This is a genomic window from Actinobaculum massiliense (assembly GCF_001457435.1).
In the GTDB taxonomy this organism is placed as follows: Bacteria; Actinomycetota; Actinomycetes; order Actinomycetales; family Actinomycetaceae; genus Actinobaculum; species Actinobaculum massiliense.
In genome coordinates this window covers 1567333-1588423 of the sequence record NZ_LN881717.1, presented here as the reverse complement: position 1 = coordinate 1588423, position 21091 = coordinate 1567333, and the positions used below count along the sequence as shown (strand labels likewise).

General features: G+C 59.8%; 14 protein-coding genes and 1 tRNA gene. 7 read left to right on the top strand and 8 right to left on the bottom strand.

Annotated elements, in window-relative coordinates; genetic code table 11:
• Window positions 1-347 precede the first annotated feature (347 nt).
• The 4 genes from BN2664_RS08765 to BN2664_RS08750 all read right to left on the bottom strand — a co-directional run bounded on the left by BN2664_RS08765 (window position 348) and on the right by BN2664_RS08750 (window position 5649).
• Window positions 348-1652 carry an L-lactate MFS transporter gene (locus tag BN2664_RS08765; protein WP_155856439.1) on the bottom strand — a complete coding sequence of 435 codons (1305 nt, stop codon included), beginning with the start codon at window positions 1650-1652 and terminating at the stop codon, window positions 348-350.
• A 112-nt stretch (window positions 1653-1764) separates the two neighbouring features.
• Window positions 1765-2484 (bottom strand): anaerobic ribonucleoside-triphosphate reductase activating protein, encoded by a 720-nt coding sequence (nrdG, locus tag BN2664_RS08760; RefSeq protein WP_231723470.1) that lies wholly within the window; start codon window positions 2482-2484, stop codon window positions 1765-1767.
• Window positions 2485-2631: 147 nt separating this feature from the next.
• Window positions 2632-4851, bottom strand: coding sequence for an anaerobic ribonucleoside-triphosphate reductase (nrdD, locus tag BN2664_RS08755; RefSeq protein WP_007000567.1), 2220 nt, complete (start codon window positions 4849-4851; stop codon window positions 2632-2634).
• Window positions 4852-5157: 306 nt separating this feature from the next.
• Complete coding sequence (locus tag BN2664_RS08750) at window positions 5158-5649, bottom strand: phosphoribosyltransferase (protein WP_007000568.1); 492 nt, start codon at window positions 5647-5649, stop codon at window positions 5158-5160.
• 604 nt (window positions 5650-6253) lie between these two features.
• Here BN2664_RS08750 and argF point away from each other — a divergent pair.
• The 4 genes from argF (at window position 6254) to BN2664_RS08725 (ending at window position 11185) form a co-directional block, all read left to right on the top strand.
• The gene (argF, locus tag BN2664_RS08740; protein WP_007000569.1) at window positions 6254-7249 is read left to right on the top strand and encodes an ornithine carbamoyltransferase; all 996 of its coding nucleotides are present in this window, start codon (window positions 6254-6256) and stop codon (window positions 7247-7249) included.
• 197 nt (window positions 7250-7446) lie between these two features.
• The gene (gene arcC, locus BN2664_RS08735) at window positions 7447-8391 is read left to right on the top strand and encodes a carbamate kinase (protein WP_007000570.1); all 945 of its coding nucleotides are present in this window, start codon (window positions 7447-7449) and stop codon (window positions 8389-8391) included.
• Window positions 8384-9985 (top strand): YfcC family protein, encoded by a 1602-nt coding sequence (locus BN2664_RS08730; protein WP_007000571.1) that lies wholly within the window; start codon window positions 8384-8386, stop codon window positions 9983-9985. Before arcC ends, BN2664_RS08730 begins: the two co-directional genes overlap by 8 nt.
• 255 nt (window positions 9986-10240) lie before the next feature.
• On the top strand, window positions 10241-11185 hold the full coding sequence (locus BN2664_RS08725; protein WP_007000572.1) for a LuxR C-terminal-related transcriptional regulator: 945 nt from the start codon (window positions 10241-10243) through the stop codon (window positions 11183-11185).
• Between the two features lie 100 nt (window positions 11186-11285).
• On the opposite strand, the gene BN2664_RS08720 is transcribed toward BN2664_RS08725, so the two are convergent.
• The 3 genes from BN2664_RS08720 to BN2664_RS08710 all read right to left on the bottom strand — a co-directional run bounded on the left by BN2664_RS08720 (window position 11286) and on the right by BN2664_RS08710 (window position 15846).
• Window positions 11286-11359, bottom strand: a tRNA-Met gene (locus BN2664_RS08720).
• Window positions 11360-11548: 189 nt separating this feature from the next.
• Window positions 11549-14632 carry a UPF0182 family membrane protein gene (locus BN2664_RS08715; RefSeq protein ID WP_007000573.1) on the bottom strand — a complete coding sequence of 1028 codons (3084 nt, stop codon included), beginning with the start codon at window positions 14630-14632 and terminating at the stop codon, window positions 11549-11551.
• 110 nt (window positions 14633-14742) lie between these two features.
• Window positions 14743-15846 carry a YlbL family protein gene (locus tag BN2664_RS08710; RefSeq protein ID WP_007000574.1) on the bottom strand — a complete coding sequence of 368 codons (1104 nt, stop codon included), beginning with the start codon at window positions 15844-15846 and terminating at the stop codon, window positions 14743-14745.
• 114 nt (window positions 15847-15960) lie between these two features.
• On the opposite strand from BN2664_RS08710, the gene BN2664_RS08705 reads away from it, so the two are divergent.
• Together BN2664_RS08705 and BN2664_RS08700 are read left to right on the top strand one after the other, a co-directional pair.
• Window positions 15961-17520 (top strand): zinc-dependent metalloprotease, encoded by a 1560-nt coding sequence (locus BN2664_RS08705; RefSeq protein WP_007000575.1) that lies wholly within the window; start codon window positions 15961-15963, stop codon window positions 17518-17520.
• A gap of 150 nt (window positions 17521-17670) precedes the next feature.
• Entirely contained in the window at window positions 17671-18576 is a 906-nt protein-coding gene (locus BN2664_RS08700) for a hypothetical protein (protein ID WP_155856440.1), read from the top strand.
• Here BN2664_RS08700 and BN2664_RS08695 read toward each other — a convergent pair.
• Complete coding sequence (locus tag BN2664_RS08695; RefSeq protein WP_231723469.1) at window positions 18573-20663, bottom strand: ATP-dependent helicase; 2091 nt, start codon at window positions 20661-20663, stop codon at window positions 18573-18575. The genes BN2664_RS08700 and BN2664_RS08695 overlap by 4 nt on opposite strands.
• Window positions 20664-20812: 149 nt before the next feature.
• Between BN2664_RS08695 and BN2664_RS08690 the strand changes: the two genes are divergently transcribed.
• Window positions 20813-21058 (top strand): mycoredoxin, encoded by a 246-nt coding sequence (locus BN2664_RS08690; protein WP_007000578.1) that lies wholly within the window; start codon window positions 20813-20815, stop codon window positions 21056-21058.
• The last annotated feature ends 33 nt before the right edge of the window (window positions 21059-21091 follow it).

Below are 21091 nucleotides of genomic sequence, written 5' to 3'. Positions count from 1 at the left end.
CGCGGCCGCCACTTTGTTGCTTCGTTCTGGTTCATAAATCCTCATCGATTCTTGAACGTTCTTGCCAACCCCATTGCTGGCAATGGAAATGCATATCGATGCGCTGTGCTTCGCGTATGCAATGCGCGCGTGGGACTGGCGCCCAAACACATCCTCTCTGTAATCTAGGTCGCTAAATTTTCTTTTCGCGGGTCTTGGGTCCCAGCGCAAATGGGTATAAAAATGCCCGTGTTCCTTGGAAATACGGGCATTTTTAGGTTTTACTGGCCGCCGGGCACGGGCCGGCGGATGGAGGAGAGCCCGCGGCTGGACGAGAGCCGGCCGATGGCCGGCCAGCGGCCGGACGGCTAGGCGCGCGAGATCTTGCGACCGGGCTCGGGTAGCGTCCGGTAGAGGAAGGTAAAGGCGAGGCCCAGCAGAGAAACCCCAATGGCAATGAGGAATGCGCGGGAGAAGTCTCCCCCGTGCACGGTGGCAATGGAGGCGCCCAGGCGCGGGGCAATAATGCCGCCAATTGAGAAGGCCACATAAACAATGCCGTAGTTCATGCCGTTGTGGCGCGGCCCGTAGTTTTCTACCGTGAGCGGGGCAAACAGGCTCATGATTCCGCCGTAGGCAACCGCCAGCATCACCACGCAGACGGCGAGCACCCACGCCCCGGAGCTGAAGGCAAACAGGGTAAAGCCGGAGGCAGCCAAAACGAAAACCACCGTCAGGCTGTTAATAACGCCCCAACGATCGGAAAGCCAGCCCCAGGCAATCCGCCCCACCGCGCTGCAGGCGGCGAAAAGGGAAACGTAAAGGGCAGCCGCGGCGATGCTGAGGCCAAACATTCCCTCACCAATCAAGACCAGGTTCGGGAGGATCATCAGACCGAAAAAAGCCCCGCAGATAAAGAGCACCAGAATCGCCCAGAAACGCGAGGTGCGAATCATCTCTCGCCAGGTGAGGTTCACCGGCGCGGACTTGGTATCTTCCGGCGTGGCGCCAGCCTCGCGTGGGGCGGGAGCATCCACCACCGGGCAACTACGAACCAGAAAGAGGGTCACGCTCACGTCGATGACGATGAAGGCAACACCGAGGATAGTCAGCGCCCGGCTGATCCCAAGGGACGAAGTGAGTACCGCCGAGAGCGGGGAAATAATCATGGAGCCCATACCCATACCGGCCGCGATAAGCCCGGCTACCAGACCGCGCTTTTCCGGGAAGAAACGAATCGAGTTCGTCATGGATGCCGAATAAATCAGGCCCTGCCCGGTGCCGGTAATAATTCCGTAGCCGAGGATGAGGACGGGTAGAGACGACGTCGTCCCCGCGATAATATGCCCCAAACCGAAGGCGACGCTTCCCCAGAGCATCAGGCTTCTCGCGCGGCCGCCATCAAGGAGCCGGCCGGAAAGGATCATCACCACCGGAACCAGAACCGTGGTCAGGCCGTAAGCCACCATTACGTCCGCCACCGGCCAGCCGTGTAGCTCGGAAAGCGGGCGAGCGAACACGGAAAACGCGAGAAGCGCGCCGGTTGTTATCGTAACGATCAGCGTTCCGAGTAGCACCAGATTCCGGTTTGCGGGCTTATTTTCAATGTTCTTGCCGTTATCGTCCGTGCGCACCGCGGGCGCCATGAGGTCTCCCTTGTTCTGAAAACTCAACTCATACAAAAAAACGAGCCTCAGCAACTATATGGGACGCGCGCGCCCATTTGGCGGGGCGGCCGCAATGGTGATGAACACCCACAGTGCGCAGCCGGAGCCAAGCGAAATCTTAGGCGTAATCCCCGCCGCGCCAGAGCCGAACCTCTCCCGCGGCGCGGGTGGCGGGAACGTCGATAATCCGCTGATTCGTGGAGCCGCGGAAGGTAAGCGCCCTCACGAACTGGCTCTTTATAAAAGGCCCATCAACCAATACGTCAACCAGGTCGAGTAGCTCATGCTTATCCGGAGTTTCCTGCGGATTCTCGAGTTGTTCGTAGGTGTATCCCGTCCAGCACCAGATGGTTTTTTCGTTACCGAAACGCTCCCGAAAGGCGCGCGCCAGCGGAAGGAGCACCGGGGTGTTGAGCATGGGCTCTCCGCCCACCATCGAGAGACCGGCCACATAGGAATGCGCGCAATCCGCGAGGATTCTTTCCTGCATTTCTTCCGTATAGGGCGTGCCGTAGCGGAAGTTCTGCGCGGCCTTGTTATAGCAGCTCGGACACCGGAAAGGGCATCCCGAAACATAAATCGCGCACCGCACGCCCTCGCCGTCGACCATGACAAATGGCTTGTAGTCCGCCACATAAAGTTTGCTCATGCGCCGCCCGTCCCAGGCTCCGGGACGCTTGGGCTGGTGCACCCCGTGCTCGTCGCGAGCGCTTTCGGGGTCAACGACGTCGTTCTGGTGGGCGGCGGTGAGGTCTGGCCGATGCGGGAAAGATGGCGCCAGTTGCGCGCCGGATTCCGAGACGGAAAGTTCCTCGCGCCCGCCGCCGGCAAAAGCCACGGCCGGCCCCGAGTATGACGCCCGTGCCCGGGCAGCTCCGTTTGATACCTCAAAAGATGCGCCCGGTGCCTTTTGCGCGCCGTATGCGGGCGACGCCCCGGACTCATCCGGGGCGCCTCCGATCAAACGTAAGCATTGCGCCACGTTTTACTCCTGCAGCTCCTGCGCTTCGCCAATGGGGCCATCCATATGCTTCACGCGGTGGATAATCTCTTCGTGGCGGCCGTGCACCATCGGGCGCTTCTGCGGGTTACCAAGGTAACCGCAGGTACGCTTCACCACATCGCAACGGTCCGGATCATCATTGCCGCACTCGGGGCACTTGAAGCCCTCTTCAGTAGCTTCGAATTCTCCGTTGTAACCGCACTCATAGCAACGATCAATTGGCGTATTTGTCCCCAAATAGGCAACGCGATCGTAAGCGTAATCCCATACCGCTTCCAGAGCCTTCAAATTGTGCGTCAGCTTCGGGTACTCGCAGTAGTGGATGAAGCCACCCGAGGCGTACTTGGGATACGGCGCCTCGAAATCAATCTTTTCGAACGGCGTGATCTTCTTACGCACGTCGTAGTGGAAGGAATTGGTGTAGTAGTCCTTATCCGTAATATTCGGAATCGAACCGAACTTCGCCTTATCCATGGAGCAGAAGCGGTTGGTCAGCGACTCGGCCGGAGTGGAGTACACCGAGAACCAATACGGGTACTCGGTGCGCCAGTCATTGGCCTTGTTCTTCAGGTAGCGCACGATATCCAGGGTGAATTCCTTGGCTTCCTTATTGTGCTCCCAGTTCGGACCGTAGAACACGGTGGCCGCTTCATACAGGCCAATGTAGCCAATTGAAAGCGTGGCGCGCTGGTTGCGGAAGAACTTGGTTACGTCCTGATCATCTTCGCCGTCGCGAATGCCGAAGGCGCCGTAGCGGTAAAGAATCGGCGCGTTATCGGCGACCGCCTCCTCGCAACGCTGGGCGCGGAAGACCAGGGCCTTCTTCACAACCTCCATACGCTCGGCGAAGATGCGCCAGAACTTTTCCTTCGAGCCGCCCGATTCAATCGCAATACGCGGCACATTGAGGGTGATCACGCCGAGGTTCATGCGCCCGGCATTGACCGCCTCGCCGGTGGCCGGATCCACCCACTTGGGCAGGAAGGAGCGGCAACCCATCGGGGCCTTGTAATCGCCCTCGAGCTCCACCAGCTTGTCGTAGTTGAGGACGTCCGGGTACATGCGCTTTGCCGAGCACTCCAGAGCCAGCTGCTTAACGTCGTAATTCGGGTCCTCCGGGTTCAGGTTCACGCCGCGGCGCAGACCGAAGACCAGCTTCGGGAAGATCGCGGTGTGCTTATCCTTGCCGATGCCCTCAATACGGATCTGCAGGATTGCCTTCTGGATCTCGCGCTCCAGCGGCTTGGTTCCCATACCAAAACCAAGGGTGACGAACGGGGTCTGGCCGTTCGAGGAGTAGAGCGTATTGATCTCGTACTCGAGGGACTGCATGGCATCGTAGATATCCTTGCAAGTCTTCTCGACCGCGTAATCGCGGCGGTTTTCCTCTGCCACCCAGCGGTTCGCGTCCGCCATATGCTTCTCAAAATTAATCTGCGCGTAGGGGGCAAGTACCTCATCAATGCGATCCACCGAGCATCCGCCATACTGCGAGGAGGCAACATTGGCAATAATCTGCGCGATCTGCGCGGTGGCGGTATTGATCGAGCGGGGCGATTCCACTCGGGCGTTGCCGATTTGGAAACCTTCGCGGAGCATTCCCGGAATATCAATCAGGCAGCAGTTCGTCATTGGCTGGAAGGGGTTGTAATCCAGATCGTGGAAATGGATATCGCCCTTCAGGTGCGCGTTAGCCACATCCGCCGGAAGCATATTCTTCAGGGCGTAGGCGCGCGCAACCGAGCCCGCGGTAAGGTCACGCTGCGTATTAAAAACAGTGGAGTCCTTATTCGCGTTCTCGTTCACCACGTTCTTATCGCGGCGCATGAGCTTATCGAGAGCCGCCTCGACGTCCATGGAGCGCTCGCGCGCCTGGTCGCGATCGTGGCGGTACTCAATGTAGGCGCGCGCCACTTCGGGGTACTCCGACTTCATGAGCACGTTTTCCACCCGCTCCTGAATCGCCGGAATGTCCAGTTCGGTTTCTTCCAAGGAGGCGACGACGGCGTCCGTAGCCCGGCGCTGGAATTCAACATCCTCCAAGCCCTGCGCGTTCATGGCCTTGCCGATCGCGCGGAAGATCTTGGCGGGATCGAATTCAACGGTGCGCCCGTCACGCTTAATTACCTGATTGCATCCCTCGGGCGTTGAAACCTGCCGCGCCTTTGTGGTTGCGACTGCGCTCTCTTCAGTGCGATACACCGTCGATCCCTCCCTAGCTTCTAGCCATGGCCTCATTTCCTAGCCAGACCCACATGTTGTGTTTACTTCTGATCGAAAACACTAGATATGCTAACCCGAGATAATGACAAAGGTGTAACTTCAGTGCGTTTCACCACTCTCGGCGCGTCGCGCCGGAGGGGCGGCGTCTGCCGCGAGATCGCGCGACAAAGTGGCGAGCGCCAATTTTACCGACGCCGCGGAAGGTAAAATTGTGACGTACTGCATAACAAATCCCGAGGCTCCACACCTCGGGATTTCATTGAAACATCAGCTAAAAATGGGCGTTTAGGGGCGTTCCTCGCCGTTTGCGGAGTTCACCGGCGGGAGGGAAGACCAGGGGAAATTGATCCAGCCATCAACGTGCTTCCAGACGTACTCCGGATCAATGACCGACCGCTCCTTCTTATAGAGCACAGCCACCCGCACGTCCGAGGTGTACTTGAGGCAAATACCCTTGACAAACTCAAGGGTGCGGCCCGAATCGGCGACGTCGTCAATAACCAGCACCTTCTTATCGGTCATCGCGTCATTAATCGGCACCGGGTCCACCAGGCGCGGATCGCGCAAAGTGGTGCCAATTCCGGTGTAGTACTCCACGTTTAAAACCAGTAACTCCTTCATATCCAGAGCGTAGGAAACCGCTCCCGCGGGGATGAGGCCGCCGCGCGCAACGCAGACGATCATGTCTGGCCGGTACCCCGAGTTCCACACCTGCGCCGCGAGCTCGCGGGACGCATCTCCAAAGTCACTCCAGGTCAGATTTTCGCGATCTTCCACTGCTACGCCTTCCTGAGGTCAATTCGCGCACGTCGCGCGGGCCGGTTGTTGCGGCCTATTCTAGCCACCAGCTCCAAGCCCACAAAACCCAGCCCGAGCTCGGCGAACGCGCGGCGGCCCCACTCAAGCTCGGTGAACGTGCGCGCGGGCACGGACGCGCGGCGGGCCAGCCCAGGCCCGGCGAACTCACAGAACACCAGCCTCGCACCGGCGGCCTCGATGTGGCTCCGAGATACCTACCCCTAGCATTAGCGCACCCACCGACGGGTCGCTCCCGCAGGGTTTAGCACATATTTTATGAACGGCGTTACACCCCTCGCCGTTCGGCGCAGCGAGGGTTAAGTCGCGTTTACCCCTCGGAATTTTCGAGGTTTATTCGCGTTTACCGACGCGACTATGACGCCGGTTACAGAACAAACTTTTTTAGACCGCGACATCGCGCTCATCTCGGACGAGTATCAAAACCGCAAGCAAGAAATGCTTCGAGCACGAAGGCGTGCAGAGTTAGTTCCGCCGTCGCCCGTTCTTTCCATCAACCGAAGGGCGCACACGGCTGGGCAGGCGCCGTCGGACTCGAAACATCCAAAGACGAAAGGATAAGACAATGGCGACTAGCCTTAGCGGACGTAACTTCCTCAAGCTCCTTGATTTCACCCCGGAAGAGATTCGTTACCTCCTCCGCCTGTCGAAGGAATTCAAGAACCTGAAGCTTACCGGCACCCCCCACCGTTACCTCGAGGGCAAGAACATTGTTCTCCTCTTCGAGAAGACCTCCACCCGCACCCGTTGCTCTTTCGAAGTTGCCGGCATGGACCTGGGCATGGGCGTTACCTACCTCGATCCGGGCAGCTCGCAGATGGGCAAGAAGGAATCCATTGAGGACACCGCTCGCGTGCTTGGCCGCATGTACGACGGCATTGAGTACCGCGGTTTTGCGCAGGAAATCGTCGAAGAGATCGGCGCTAAGGCCGGCGTTCCGGTGTGGAACGGCCTGACCACCGACTTCCACCCCACCCAGATGCTAGCCGATATCCTCACCGTCGAGGAGAACTTCTACGACGGCCTGAAGGGCAAGAAGCTCGTGTTCATGGGCGATGCGCAGAACAATGTGGCGAACTCGCTCATGGTGATCTGCTCCAAGCTGGGCATGCACTTTGTGGCCTGTGGCCCCAAGGAGCAGATGCCCAAGGACAAGCTGGTTTCCACCTGCCGCGAGATCGCTAAGGAAACCGGCGCTGAGATCACCCTGACCGACGACGTCGACGAGGCGGTGACCGGCGCTCACGTGATCTACACCGATATTTGGGTATCGATGGGCGAGCCGGATGACATTTGGGCCAAGCGCATTGAGCTACTCAAGCCTTACCAGGTGACGATGGACGTGATGAACAAGGCACGCGAGGACGCGATCTTCATGCACTGCCTGCCTTCGTTCCACGACACCAACACCAAGATCGGCGCGGACATCGCCGAGAAGTTCGGTGTATCCGAGATGGAAGTGACCGATGAGGTCTTCGAGTCCTCGCGCTCGCGCGTTTTCGACGAGGCCGAGAACCGCATGCACACCATCAAGGCGGTTATGTACGCCACCCTCTCCTAATTTCCAAAGCTGAGCGCGGCCCCGGCCCGCTCACACAATCGGAACGGCCCAGCCGCGGGCCGTTCCACCGGGCGGCCCGCGCCGGCCTGACGGTTCCCAGCTCGCAGTTCTAAGGGTTGATGACTCGCGGGCTGTGAACCTTACGCCCCACTGGGCCCGCGGGCCGCCCGGACCTTATATCTCGGAAGGATAGAAAAATGTCCGAAAAAATTGTTGTGGCTCTGGGCGGTAACGCCCTGGGGAAGACCCCCGAAGAACAGCTCGAACTGGCGAAGAACACCGCGAAGTCCATTGTTGACCTGGTCGAGCTTGGAAACTCTGTGACCGTCACGCACGGCAATGGCCCGCAGGTAGGAATGATTAAGGTCTCCACCGATAAAGCGGCTGACGCCGGAGACGGCCCGCGCATTCCTTTTGCCGAATGCGGCGCAATGTCGCAGGGGTACATTGGCTACCACCTGCAGCAGACCATTGGTAACGAACTACGCAACCGCGGAATCGATAAGCAGTGCGTGGAGCTGGCAACCCAAACCTTGGTCGATAAGGACGATCCCGCGTTTGAATCGCCCACCAAGCCGGTCGGCGCCTTCTACTCCGAAGAGCAGGCAAAGGCGTTGCACGAAGAGACCGGAAATATCTACAAGGAAGATTCCGGGCGTGGTTGGCGCTGGGTGGTTGCCTCCCCGCAACCAATTTCCATTGTGGAAGCTCCGGTTATTAATAACCTTGTGGAAGGCGGAACCGTGGTTATTGCCGCCGGTGGCGGCGGTGTTCCGGTGGTCGACGACGCCGGACTTTCCGGCGTACCGGCCGTTATTGACAAGGACCGCACCGGCGCCTTGCTGGCCGATCAGCTTGATGCCGATACGCTCCTTATTCTTACGGCCGTGGACGCGGCTTACGTCGATTACAACACTCCCCAGCAGCGGGCACTCTCAACGCTTACCGTCGCCGAGGCGCGCGAAGCGATGGAGAACGGTCAGTTCGCCGCCGGCTCGATGCTTCCGAAGGTGGAAGCGTGCCTGTCCTTCGTGGAGGCGCATCCCGGCCGCCGCGCGATTATCACTTCGCTGGAGAAGGCCGCCGAGGGCCTGGCGGGCACCACCGGCACCACTCTGACTGACGGAGGCAACCGTGGCTAGCACCGTGGAAGAAACCGCCGGAGCGCGCGTTGAGACCGCGCCAGGAGCCACCTCGCCCGGCAAGCCCAAGAAAAAAGGCTTCCGACTCAAGGTTCCTTCGGCCTTCACCGTTCTGTTCATCCTGACCATTGTGGCGGCCATCGCCACCTGGCTCATCCCCGCCGGTTCGTATTCGAAGCTTTCGTACGACGCCGACTCTTCTTCGCTGGTTATGGTCACCCCGCAGGGGAAATCAGAGAACCTTCCGGCCGAGCAGTCCACCCTTGATGAACTCGGGCTTGAACTGCAAATTGACCAGTTCACCTCGGGAGCTCTCTCCAAGGCCATCTCCGTTCCGAACTCCTACGAATCCGTGGAGGCGAACCCGGCAGGCCCGGCCGATGTTCCCAGCGCCATGGTGCGAGGAACGATCGAAGCGGTTGACATTATGGTCTTCATCTTCGTTCTGGGTGGCCTCATTGGGGTGGTCCGAGCGACCGGCTCCTTCGAATCGGGGCTCCTAGCGCTCACGCAAAAAACCAAGAGCAAGGAATTCCTCCTCGTCTTCTTCGTTTCGATCTTCATGCTCGCGGGCGGATCGCTGTGCGGCCTGGAGGAGGAGGCAGTTGCCTTCTATCCGATTCTAGTGCCCATATTCTTAGCGCTCGGCTATGACTCAATCATATGTGTGGGCGCTATCTTCCTCGCCGGATCAATGGGCACCACATTCTCCACCATCAATCCGTTCTCTTCCGTTATTGCCTCGAATGCGGCTGGAATCCCGTTTACCGACGGCATTCTCTGGCGCGCAGCCGGACTCGTGGTAGGCTCCGTCGTCGTCGTTGGCTACCTCTACTGGTACGCGAAGAAGATCAAGGCTGATCCCTCCGCTTCTTATACCTGGGAAGATCACGAGGAGTTCAACCGCCGCTGGGCGATGACCACCACGGATACGAAGGCCTTCACCTGGCAGCGTCGCATCATTCTGATCCTCTTCGTGGCGGCTTTCCCGATTATGGTCTGGGGCGTTATGGCGCAAGGCTGGGGCTTCCCGGCCATGGCGGCAATGTTCCTCACCATTACCGTCATCATCATGTTTATTTCGGCCTTCGGCCCGGACAAGGTAGGCGAGAAGCAACTCGTTGACGCCTTTACCGAAGGATCCTCCTCGCTGGTCGGCGTCTCGCTGATTATTGGCCTGGCTCGCGGAATTAACTTGGTGATGAACGAGGGCCTGATTACCGATTCGATTCTGAACTCAGCCAGCAACCTGGTTTCGGGGATGAGCGGTCCGATCTTCATTATTGCGCTCCTGCTCATCTTCTTCGTGCTTGGTTTCATCGTTCCCTCCTCCTCCGGTCTGGCCGTGCTGTCCATGCCGATCTTTGCGCCGCTGGCCGACGCGGTGGGAATTCCGCGGTTCATCATTGTGTGCGCCTACCAGTGGGGCCAGTACGCAATGCTGTTCCTCGCACCAACCGGACTGGTGATGGCAACTCTGCAGATGCTCGATATGAAGTACTCGCATTGGCTTCGCTTCGTTTGGCCAATGGTTGCCTTCGTTCTCGGCTTCGGCGGGATCATGTTGGTCGCCCAAGTCCTCATCTACGGCTAGAATTCACGCTGGCGGTTATGGATCATTTCATAGTCCCCCATAACCGCCAGCTCAAAAATAGTTTTTGGGAAACCTAGCCAGCGTGGCGGTTCACCATAGATCCGCTACACAGCAACGCCTTTCCCAGGAACAAGGCCGGAGACGGCCTATACAAACTTATTCGATTTTTCCAAAAATTCGCCGGCTCGCCGCGTCCTTAGACGCGGCGAGCTTCCTGGCACTATCTGAGCGAAGATTCACGGGAAAGGAAAGAACGTGATTCTGTATCACTACACCATCGCAGTGTTCCTCTGTATCCTCCTCGCCTGCGCAACGTGTTTTTCGGTGTACGTTGTTACGCGCCGGGATGTCTTCCTCTCCGCCTCCATTTTCTTCCTCGCCTATTTCTTCGACGTGTCGCTGGTCTTCCGCACCACCTACGCCCCCAGCCGTGGCAGCCCTGATCTGTTCGCCATTCATAGCCCGGTGGAGTCTGTACTTATCGGTGCCCTGCTTGTGTTCTGCACCTGGCTCACGTTTTGCCTCTACGTGGGAAAAACGAGCTACCTGGCCACCTTGGCGTGCATGATTTTCGTTGTTCTGAGCGCCTTCATGTACTTCGAGGTATATCCCTCTAATGTGCGCGAGTTTTGCTTCTTTAGCGTGCGCTCCCTGATGAACATTTTGCTCGTCATTTGCATGGCGGTGTACTATCTGGGGCTCAAAGACCAACTGGAAAAGGCGCGCCTGCACCAACACTTCCCGCTCTTCTTGGGCTACGCCATACTTTCCGTAGGAACCGTGCTCTGGAATATCTACTTCCAGCTCCTCAATCCCCACGCGCTCCTCTCTAATGAGTTGTTGCTTCTGCCCGAACGCAACCCCATTGAGAACATTCTTTACATCTTCATGGGATTCTGGATTTGCCGCGCCGGCGTGGGCTTACTGGAGACGCATTTCGATAAGCCGGCGGTGAGCCACTCGGCTGTGCGTGAGGCATTCATCAAGCAGCGCATTGAGCGTTATGCCAGCCTTTACGATCTTTCCCCGCGCGAAAAAGAAATCCTCGCCATGGTGCTCAACGGCGAGTCGAATCCCGAGATCGCCGACGATCTCTACCTCTCCCCCAGCACCGTGAAAGTACATGTTCACAACATTCTGAAGAAAACCGACCTGGAAGACCGCGTCGCCCTGACCAAGGACTTCTGGAAGCGCGCCTAGGCGGGCTGCCACCGCGCAGGCCACCAGGCCGCTGGGCCGCTCACTGCCAAGAAAAAGAAAGGGACTCGCTTTTGCCGAAGCAATTGCGAGTCCCGATTCGTGGCGGGGGAAGGATTTGAACCTACGACCTCCGGGTTATGAGCCCGGCGAGCTACCGAACTGCTCCACCCCGCGGCGACAGTTATCCACTTTAGTAAGTTATCCTCCCCCGCGCAACGTGCGGTCGGTTACACCGCCTGCCGCGTGCATCGCCCTGCCAGCCACAGCGGGCCGGGCAAGACACGGCGGGCCGGCGATTTTTCTCGCCGGCCCGCCGCCCTAATCTGGATAATTCACCGCGAGCGCACTGCCGCGGCTAATCCGTTAGGGATGCAGCTCCTTATCCGCGGCGACCGCCGCGTCGAGGGCCTGCCGCAACTTGGTTTGGGCCGCGCCGTAGGCCGCCCAGTCGCCGTTGCGCATTGCCGTCTCAGCCTCATTGACCGCAGACTGCATATCCGCCAGCGCCCCATTGAGGCGATCTTGCGCGGATCCGTCCCCGCCAGCCGCCGGCGCGGGCGCCACCGGGCTCTCTTGCGCGGTAGGTTCAGTGGTGGGCTCAGCACTGGGCTGCGTCTGCCCCGCACCCTGCGCCGCCGCCGGCACATCGTCACTCTTGCGATTCTCAATGGCGGCGTCACCCGCCTGCGCACCCGAATCGCCGCCGAAGGTCTTATCGAGCGACTCTTGCAGGGTGGGCGCAAATCCAATTGCATTCGAATCACCAAAAGCGGTAAGCACGTACTGCATCAGCGGGTAGCTCGTACCCGAGGATGCCTGCACATACACCGGCTGGACGTACAGCATTCCACCGCCAACTGGCAGAGTCAGGAGATTACCCAACTTGACCTGCGTACCGCCCTGGTTGAGCAAGTTCAACTGCCGGGAGACGTTCTCATCGGCGAGGAAGTTATTTTGCGCCTGGCCGGGGCCGGGAACGGTAAGGTCTCGCGGTAGCTCAAGCAGACGGAACTTGCCGTAGCCCTCGCGAATCTTGCCCGCCTCGTTTCCAGCATTCGAATCGACCGCCAGGAAGCCCGTCATAATATTTCGGTTCGTCTGGCCGCCGGGAATGAACGACGTCGAAAGCGAGAACTCCGTCGTATCCTGGCCCGGCATTTGCAACGTCAAGTAGTACGGCGGTTGCGCCACCGCATTGGTTCCCTGCCCGGTCACAATCGCGCCCTGCGCATTGGTGGTCGTGGTCGAGCCCGGATCGGTGGGGATATTCCAGAAGTCACCGGTGGTGTAGAACGACGCCGGATCCGTCACGTGGTAGCGAGCAAGAAGCTGCCGCTGCACCTTGAACAGATCCTCCGGATAGCGCACATGCGCCATCAGATCGCCGGACATTTCGGAAACCGGGGTGAGCATTCCGGGGAAGATCTTGTCCCAGGCGTTGACCACCGGATCTTCGGTATCCCACTGGTAGAGCGTGACCGAGCCGTCATACGCATCGACCACCGCCTTGACCGAATTGCGAATGTAGTTCACCTGCGAGGCCGGCTGTACCTGCCCGGTCAGCGCATCGACCGTCGCCTCCTGGAGCGACTCGCGCGCCGAGTAGGGGTAGTTGTTCGACGTCGTATATCCGTCCACAATCCACACCAGGCGCTTGGGGGTGTCCGGATTATTGTCCGTATCCACCACGGCCGGATAGATCTTGGAATCGAGAGTCAGGTAGGGGGCCACGCGCTGGACTCGCTCCTGCGGATCGCGCACAAAGAGAATCTGCGAGTCATCCGTCACGCGGTCGGAGAAGAGGATATCGGTGGAACGGTACTTAATGGCGTACATCAGCTTGTTCCAGATCCCGCCAATCGACGGGCCACCGTTACCGGAGTATGTGTTGTATTCCTGACCTCCGGCCGAATCCGACGGGTAGTCAATTTCCCAGGGCTCCGCACCCTCTGGCGCGCCCACAATCGAGTACTCGGGCAGGTTCTGGCCAAAGTACACGCGCGGCTCGTAATCGCCGAGCTTATTGACGGAGGCCGAGCCGTCCGCTGCAATACCGGCCTGGAAGAACTGAGGCTGGCCCTGCGTCGTCGTTGTATTACCGTAACCCGCCGCAACACCGAAGCCGTGGGTGTAAACCGTATGCTCGTTGATCCAGGTGCGCTGGTCGGGGTCCAAGCCCGCCAAGTTCAGCTCGCGCACACCAATCACTGTATCGCGTAGCACGCCCTCTTTTTCGTCAGGGAGCTGGTAGCGATCAACCGCCAACTGCGCCGGGAACGAGTAGTACTGGCGGTTCTGCTGCATCTGGTTGTAGGTGGGGGAAACAATATTCGGATCGAGCAAGCGGATTTGCGCCGCCGTTTCCGCATCCCCCGCCAACAGGCCTTCTTCCGCCTGCGTGCGGGCCTGATAGCTCCGGGTCTCCACGTCATCGAGGCCGTACGCCGTCAAGGTGGCGTCAATATTGCGCTTAATATAGGGCGATTCGGCTTCAATTGCGTTCGGACGAACCTGGAAGCTCTGCACCAGTTGCGGCCAGGCCCAACCCACCGCGAGCGCGGAAACCACCGCCACGATCAGGCCGGTGGTCACCAGGCGCCATATTCCGCGCAACGCCGAGACCACGAAGAGAATCGCAATGAGCAGCAAGATCACCGCGAGGATCGTGCGCCCCGGAAGGACGGCATTAATATCCGCGTAGGAAGCTCCGGAGAAACGCTCGTTTTGCCCCAGCAAGAGGTTGTAGCGCGAAACCCACAGCTGGGCCGCGAACACCAGAATCAGGAGCAACCCGAGAATCGCTCCGTGCACGCGAGCGCGGCCACCCACCTCGATCTTGCCCTCGTCAACGCTCAGGCCGCCGTGCAGGTAGTGGCCGATGACCGCGGTGGCGGCGCTCACGACCAGCAGAGTAATAAGGAAGGTGAGGATGGACTGAATTACCGGGAGGGTGAAGACGTAGAAGCTCACTTCAAGGCCAAACTGCGGATCGGTCTGCCCGAAGGGGGTGCGATTGATCCAGGTGAGGTACGTGCGCCATTCACCCGCCAGCGGCGAACCAAAAATAAGCGCCACGAGAAGCGGAATAGCAAGGTAAGTCACCCACTTGTGCTTGAGCGCGAGGGAGCGGTAGTGGGAAATATTCGAGCCAGCCGGCGCCGCGTTCTCGGCGCCTTCGGCCTTGCCCTTTGTCTTGGTGACGGCGTAGTTGATAATAACGGCCGCCATCATAAGTAGCGTGCCGATAACGCCTAATGCCAGTGCCCATCCCCACTGGGTGAAGAAAACTCGAGCCGCTCCGAGCTGGGAGTACCACTGCACTTCTGTGTAGACGCTCGCCGATACGGCGAAAGCCACCACAATAAGCGCGAGGATCACCAGCGTGGGAATGAATGCACTCATTCCCCCGGATCGGCGCTGGCGCGTCGATGCCTGGTAAGTAGTCAAACTGAAATCCTATGCCTTAGATTCTGTGCCCCGCTCGGGGCACAATATTTTTACATTCTGTTTAACGATAACCGACGGCACCGACAAAAACATTGGCCGAATCTCGTTCTTCAGGACGCGAAACCCTCGCTCGCATCCTGGCAGGTGGGTAGCTCGGGCCTCTCGCCTTTCCCAATCGCCTCCGCGGCGTGAATGGCCTCGCTGGCATTTCGCACCGACCAGATATTCATGCCTTCGGGTTCCCAACCCACCGTTTCCGGGCAGTTGAGGGCAGGCGCAAAGAAATCGGTGGCACCGGCGCTTGCCGCGCCGCGTAGTTTGTGTTGAATGCCGCCAATCGGCCCGACGTCGCCGTTATAAGCGATCGTCCCGGTCCCGGCAATTTTTGCCTCACCCGCCAGCGAACCGGGGGTGAGCTTGTCGTAAATACCGATCGTGAACATGAGGCCCGCACTCGGCCCGCCAATTCCTTCCACCGCGAAATTGACCTGCGGATCTGCGGCGACGTCGCTCACCGTTACCGCGATCCCGAGCTGCGAACCCGGTTTCACCCAACCGCTGGCATCCGGCTCATAAGCGGCGGTTGTGAGGGCTACCTCCGCGCTTTCCTCGCCGCGCTGATACGTCACCTTCACCTCGCTCCCCGGAGCGGTGCGAGCCAAAAAAGCGGAAAGATCGCTAAAGGAGTGAACGTCAATGGTCTCCCCTCCCGCTTCAATTTTCTCCAGCACATCGCCGGCGGCGAGTTTCCCCTCGGCCGGGCCTCCCTCAAGCGCGCCGGCAACCGTCAGTTTCATCTTGGTTTCGTAGCCAGCCATTTCCAGCGCCACGTTTCCCGCCACGTCTTGGGAGTTCTGCATGGCCGCCTGGTTCTTCTGGTTTTCCTCTGCGGCGGTGTAGGTGCGTGGATACAGCAAGCGAATGGGGATGAGCTGGGCATTGGGATCGAAAAGCGCCAGCAGGGCATGAGCCCCCGGCGTACCCACATCGGGATTTCCGACGGCGGAAACCGTGGTCATTAAAAACGTCGAGTCGGTGTCATAAACGGGTGCGCCGTCGATCGTGACGAGGGAGCTTCCGTCCATCTGCCCCGTGGTATCCACCACCGGGCCAGCCGATTCGACCATATAGGCCCCCGGCATAATGAGGGCGATCACCGTTGCCGCCGCGAATGCCTTACCGCTTGTGAGAGAAGGTTTAACCACAGGAACCATCATGCCTCACGAAACTGGAGGATGCCTCAACATGAATATCTCTCAGCGCGCAAGAAGAAGCGGTAAGCGGCGCCGATCTGGAATATCCTGGGACGAGCGAGACGAGGAGGAACGATGGCGGACGCCAACCCAAACTCAAATGACGACTTTGAAAAGATGCTGCGCGCCATACTGGGTGACGAAGCCGCTGATCAAATTCTCAATTCCATGCCCAATGGCTTCCCATCGGGCATAACCGGTAGCGAAAACGGTGACGCCGCGGATTCCTCCGTTAGCGGGCTTCCAAGCGGTATGGAAGCCATGATGAACCCGCAGAATTTCCAGCTCATCGCCGGCCAGATTCGCCAAATGCTCGGGAGCTCCGGTGAAGGCCCGGTGAACTGGAAAATCGGTGAGCAGGTAGCGCGCCAGTCGGTGGCCCATTCCGGGCCGGGAACTCCAAATGCCCAGCAGGGCGAAGAGGCCCGCCGGGCACTGGAAACCGCTTCGCTCTGGCTCGATCCGGTTACCGAAATCGGTCCGGTCTCCGGACCGGTGCAGGTATGGAGCCGGCTTGACTTTGTAGCCCATTGCCTTCCGACTTTTAAACGGTTGACCGAGCCGGTGGGTGAAAATATCGCCCGCGCTTTCAGCGAATCGATGGAGAAGCAACTCGAGAACGCCCCGGAAGAGCTGCGCGCAATGTTCTCCGGCATGATGGGTTCGAACGGGGGAATGCTGGGGCAAATCATTTCCTCGATTCTGGCCGTGCAGTACGGGGGCGGCTTGGCCCAACTCGCCGAGGTCTGCTTCGGCACCACGGATTCGGGCATGCCGCTGGTTGAGGGCCAGACGGCCGCCCTGGTCCCCGAGAATATTCGCGAATTTGGAGAGGGCCTAGATATAGAGTTTTCTGAGCTCCTGCTCTATACCGCGGTGCGCGAAACCGCGGCCGCGCGCCTTTTCTCCCAGGTCCCCTGGCTACGTACCCGCATGATTAATAACGTGGCCACTTTTGCCTCCGAGATTTCAATCGATACCGACGCCATTGAGCAGCGGGTGCGCGAAATGAATATCGATCCGCAAATGATGATGAGTGGGCAGATGCCCGAGATCGACCTCTCGGATGTTTTCACCCTGGAGGCTTCCGAGGATCAGCAGGTGGCCCTGGCTTCACTGGAGCATTCCATTTCTCTGGTGGAAGGCTGGGTTAGCGCGGTCACCGAGGATGCGGTGGTGGCCCACCTGCCCTCGGCTCGGAAGCTGGCGGAGATTTTTGTGCGCCGTGATGCCACCGTGGCACCTTTCAACCAGGCCTTCGGTCCGCTGGTGGGCTTCGAGCTTTCCCCGCGGCGCGTGCGCGAAGCCACCGCTTTCTGGCGCTACGCCACCCGTGAGCGGGGGCAAGAAGGCCGCGACGGCCTGTGGGATCACCCCGATTTTCTGCCCGAACCGGAAGACCTCGACGACCCGGCGGCTTTCTTCTCCGGAAAGGCGGACTCTCCGGTGGAAGAGGAGCTTGACGCTTTCCTAGCCCAACTTCTTGAGGGCGACGACGCCGCCGATGCGCCCCACGAACCGGGCTTCGGCGAAAGCAAAGGCAACGGCGGCGCCGAGCAATCCGGCGGCCCTGAGCAGCAAGGGAACTCGGACCAGCAAGGCGGCCATTCCGAGCAACCCGGCGGGCAAGGTTAGGTGCCGCAGACGGGCAAGGCTAGGCGCCGCCGGCGGCACTGAGCGATCCGGCGGTCCAGGGCAAGCCAGCGGACAAGGCTGAGAAATGCCGACCCGGTAAGCTGTGGATAACTCATTGCTTCCCGCCGCGGCGCTATCTACCCTGCCGGCATGAGGATCAATCCGCGGCTCGGTGTATTTTGGCGCGATGGCAGAAATCTGCAGATAGGCCTGGATCCTCGTTGCGGCGTAATTCTGGGGAATATAACCTCCGAAGAGCAGGATTTCGTCTCCATGCTCACCCGCCAACGCTCGGCTCCCGAAGTTCTGAGAGCCGCCGCGGATCACGGTATTTCCGAGGATCGTGCGCGCGAGCTGGTTTCCCTGCTCGAACGGGCCGGGGTAATGACTCGCCCTCACGATTCCCGGGAAAACACTTTCCAGCGCCCGCTAGTTCCGGCCTTAGATCCCCTCGGGGTGGAGGTCGTGTTTGCCCTGGCACGAGCCGGCATCAGCACCGTTATTACGCAGGATTCTGAGTCAATTTCCCCCGCTGACCATCCCGCTCTGCGGTCCTTTGCGACCACCGGCAAACGTCTCGATGCCACCCTGGCTGCGCTGGGCCGACAGGGATTGAACCTCAAACTCATTCAGACCGGCTCCGGCGAGGATACCGAGGCCGACTGCGCCTTTATTACCGGCGCGGGAACCATTGATCCGCTCCGTTGCGATTTCCTGATGGCGCGCTCGCTCCCCCACCTTCTGGTGTGTTCAGAAGATCGCGATATTAGCGTGGGACCACTTGTACTCCCTCACCGTTCAGCTTGCGCCCGTTGTTTGTACCACCACCGGCTCAGCGCGGATCCGTACTGGGCACTCGTTGCGCCGCAGGTTTACACCAAGACTCCCGCTTTCGCTCCCCTCGCGGACCTCGCCCTGGGCGCTCTGCACGCGGTGCGCGCGATCGATCTCTCTTTCACCAACCGGCAACTGCGCATCCCACCCACTCCCGGTATTCCGGAGTTGGTAGATATTGCGCCTCATCCCGAATGCGGTTGCATGGCGCAAGTGCCCTAGCCGCCGGCCACGATTTCTAGCACCGCCCGGCCCCAGCGGGCCAGCTTCGTCGATCCCACACCCCTAATGCGGCCGAGTTTCTCAAGCGAATCCGGCTTCGACACCGCGATGGCGCGAAGCGTTGTGTCATGGAAAACGGTGTAGGCAGGCTTGCCGGCCTCGGAGGCCACACCCGCACGCCAGCGCGAGAGGGATTCGAACAGCGCAACGTCATCGGGGTAGTTGGCGCGAAACTCCTCGTCCGCCGCTTTACCGCGCTTCTTCTTTCCCGCCCAGGATAGCTCTCCCTCGGGTTTGGGCCACACCGGCTCCAAAAAGCGAGAGGCTTTGCGCGTTCTGGATCCGCTCCCTTTGGCGAAGGAAACGTGCAGGGCTTCTTTTGCGCGAGTGATTCCCACGTAAAGCAAGCGCCGTTCCTCCTCGATGGCGGCGGCGGTTTTAGCGAGCGAGATGGGCATCAGCCCCTCGCTCATCCCCGCCAAGAATACGGCGTGCCACTCCAGCCCTTTGGCGGCGTGCAGGGAAGAAAGTGTAACCCCCTCAATCTCCGGCACGTTTTGCAACTGCGCTCTCTCCTCCAAATCCGCCACGAACTCGGCCATCCCCGCGGAGCGCTTTTCCTCCATATTTTTCGCCAAGTTCAGCAGGGCGTTGAGCGCCTCCCAGCGATCGCGAGCCGAACCAGCCTGCTCGGGCGGTTGATTGCGCCATCCGGTTTGGCGTAGCACCGCCCGCACATTCTCGGCGAGGCCGCCTTCCACCCCGGAGCGTGCCGCCGCACGCATTGCCACCATGGCTTCGCGCACCTCCCGGCGCGAGAAAAACTTCTCCGCTCCGCGCACCTGGTAGGAAATCCCCGCCCGGCCGAGGGCGGTTTCAAACTCCGCAGACTGCGCGTTGGTCCGATAGAGGATCGCTATATCCGAAAGCGGCACCCCGCCCTGGCGGAGCGTAAGGATCTCCCCCGCGATCGAGCTAGCTTCCTCGGCCTCGTCGGAGTACTCCCGATAGCTCACCGGCCTACCCGAAGGCATTTGCGAGACAAGTTGCACCGCTCCCTCGGATTGATCTCCTTCAATAACCAGGTTTGCCGCCCGAACAATTTGCGGGGTGGAGCGATAATCGCGAATCAGCTCAATTTCTTTAGCGCCGGGGAATTCCTGCTGGAACCGCGCCAGATAAGAACTCGAGGCACCGGTAAAGGAGTAGATCGTCTGCGAAACATCTCCGACCACGCACACATCATTGCGCCCGCCTAGCCACAACTGCAACAGGCGGTGCTGCAGGGGCGAGACGTCCTGATATTCGTCGACCACAAAGTACCGATACTGCGCGCGAATTTCCCGCGCTACATCCGGGCGATCCAAAATCACCCCGATTAGAAGTAGCAGCACATCCTCGAAATCAATGACCCCGCGCTCGGTTTTCACGTCCTCGTATTTGCGCAGGAGCTGGGCGATTTCCTCCGGGGCTTGGCCGGCGACCTCCGCGCGCCCCTGAGCCGCGGCCCGCTCGGGGTACTTTTCCGGAGTAATTAGACCCACCTTGGCCCATTCAATTTCCGCGGCAAGATCGCGTACGCTCACCCGATCGGTTGGCATACCTAGACTGGCCGCTGCCTGAGAGACCATGGCAATTTTCGATTCGCTAATGGGCGGAATCCGCCCACCCACTGCCGTACCCCAAAAATACGAGAGCTGACGCAAAGCGGCGGCGTGGAATGTTTGCGCGGACACTCCACCCACGCCTAGATCGCGCAACCGCGAGCGCATTTCGCCCGCCGCGCGAGAGGTAAAAGTCACCGCCAGCACATTGTGCGGATGGAAAGCCCCGGTGGCAACTCCGTAGGCAATGCGGTAGGTAATAGCGCGGGTTTTCCCGGTTCCCGCTCCCGCGCGCACCACCACCGGCCCGTGCAGGGCCGTTGCTACTCGCCGCTGTTCGGGATCAAGAAACTCCAGAAGCTCATCCGGATCCCCCATACCGGCGCGCGCGCCGGCGGGCAGGCGACCGCCTCCTAAGCGGTCGGTCGAAGGTTCGAGACCCTTGACCTCACGCCGGGGCGCATTAAAGCTGTATTGGTTCATTGGGCTCACCGCGCTCCTTTCCAGACCACTAACCTAAACCCGATTCGCTTCCTCCGCGATGAGTCTTCCACGGGCCTCCGACACCATTTCCGTCTTCACCCATCGCGCAACCGGCGCCGACTTTCCCTCAGCCTGCCTAAACTATCCGCATGGCAAAAGTTACGATGTACACCACCCCGTGGTGCGGCTACTGCAAGAATCTCAAGAACCAAATGAAGCGTGCCCAAATTGAGTGGGACGAAGTTGATATTGAGCAGGATTCTGCCGCCGCGAAGCACGTGGAAGAAATCAACGGTGGCGATCAAATCGTCCCCACCCTCGAGTTTTCCGACGGCGCCGCCCTCACCAATCCTTCTCTTAAGGCCGTGCAGGCGAAGCTGGCGGAGCTGGACTAAAGCACAACCGGGCTAAAGCCCGCCTGAGCTCGA

Bases quoted from the DNA above. Each gene is read 5' to 3' on its own strand.
- argF (WP_007000569.1), top strand. From the start codon at position 6,254: ATGGCGACTAGCCTTAGCGGACGTAACTTCCTCAAGCTCCTTGATTTC.
- arcC (WP_007000570.1), top strand. From the start codon at position 7,447: ATGTCCGAAAAAATTGTTGTGGCTCTGGGCGGTAACGCCCTGGGGAAG.
- BN2664_RS08710 (WP_007000574.1), bottom strand. From the start codon at position 15,846: ATGGTTCCTGTGGTTAAACCTTCTCTCACAAGCGGTAAGGCATTCGCG.
- BN2664_RS08705 (WP_007000575.1), top strand. From the start codon at position 15,961: ATGGCGGACGCCAACCCAAACTCAAATGACGACTTTGAAAAGATGCTG.
- BN2664_RS08700 (WP_155856440.1), top strand. From the start codon at position 17,671: ATGAGGATCAATCCGCGGCTCGGTGTATTTTGGCGCGATGGCAGAAAT.
- BN2664_RS08695 (WP_231723469.1), bottom strand. From the start codon at position 20,663: ATGAACCAATACAGCTTTAATGCGCCCCGGCGTGAGGTCAAGGGTCTC.
- BN2664_RS08690 (WP_007000578.1), top strand. From the start codon at position 20,813: ATGGCAAAAGTTACGATGTACACCACCCCGTGGTGCGGCTACTGCAAG.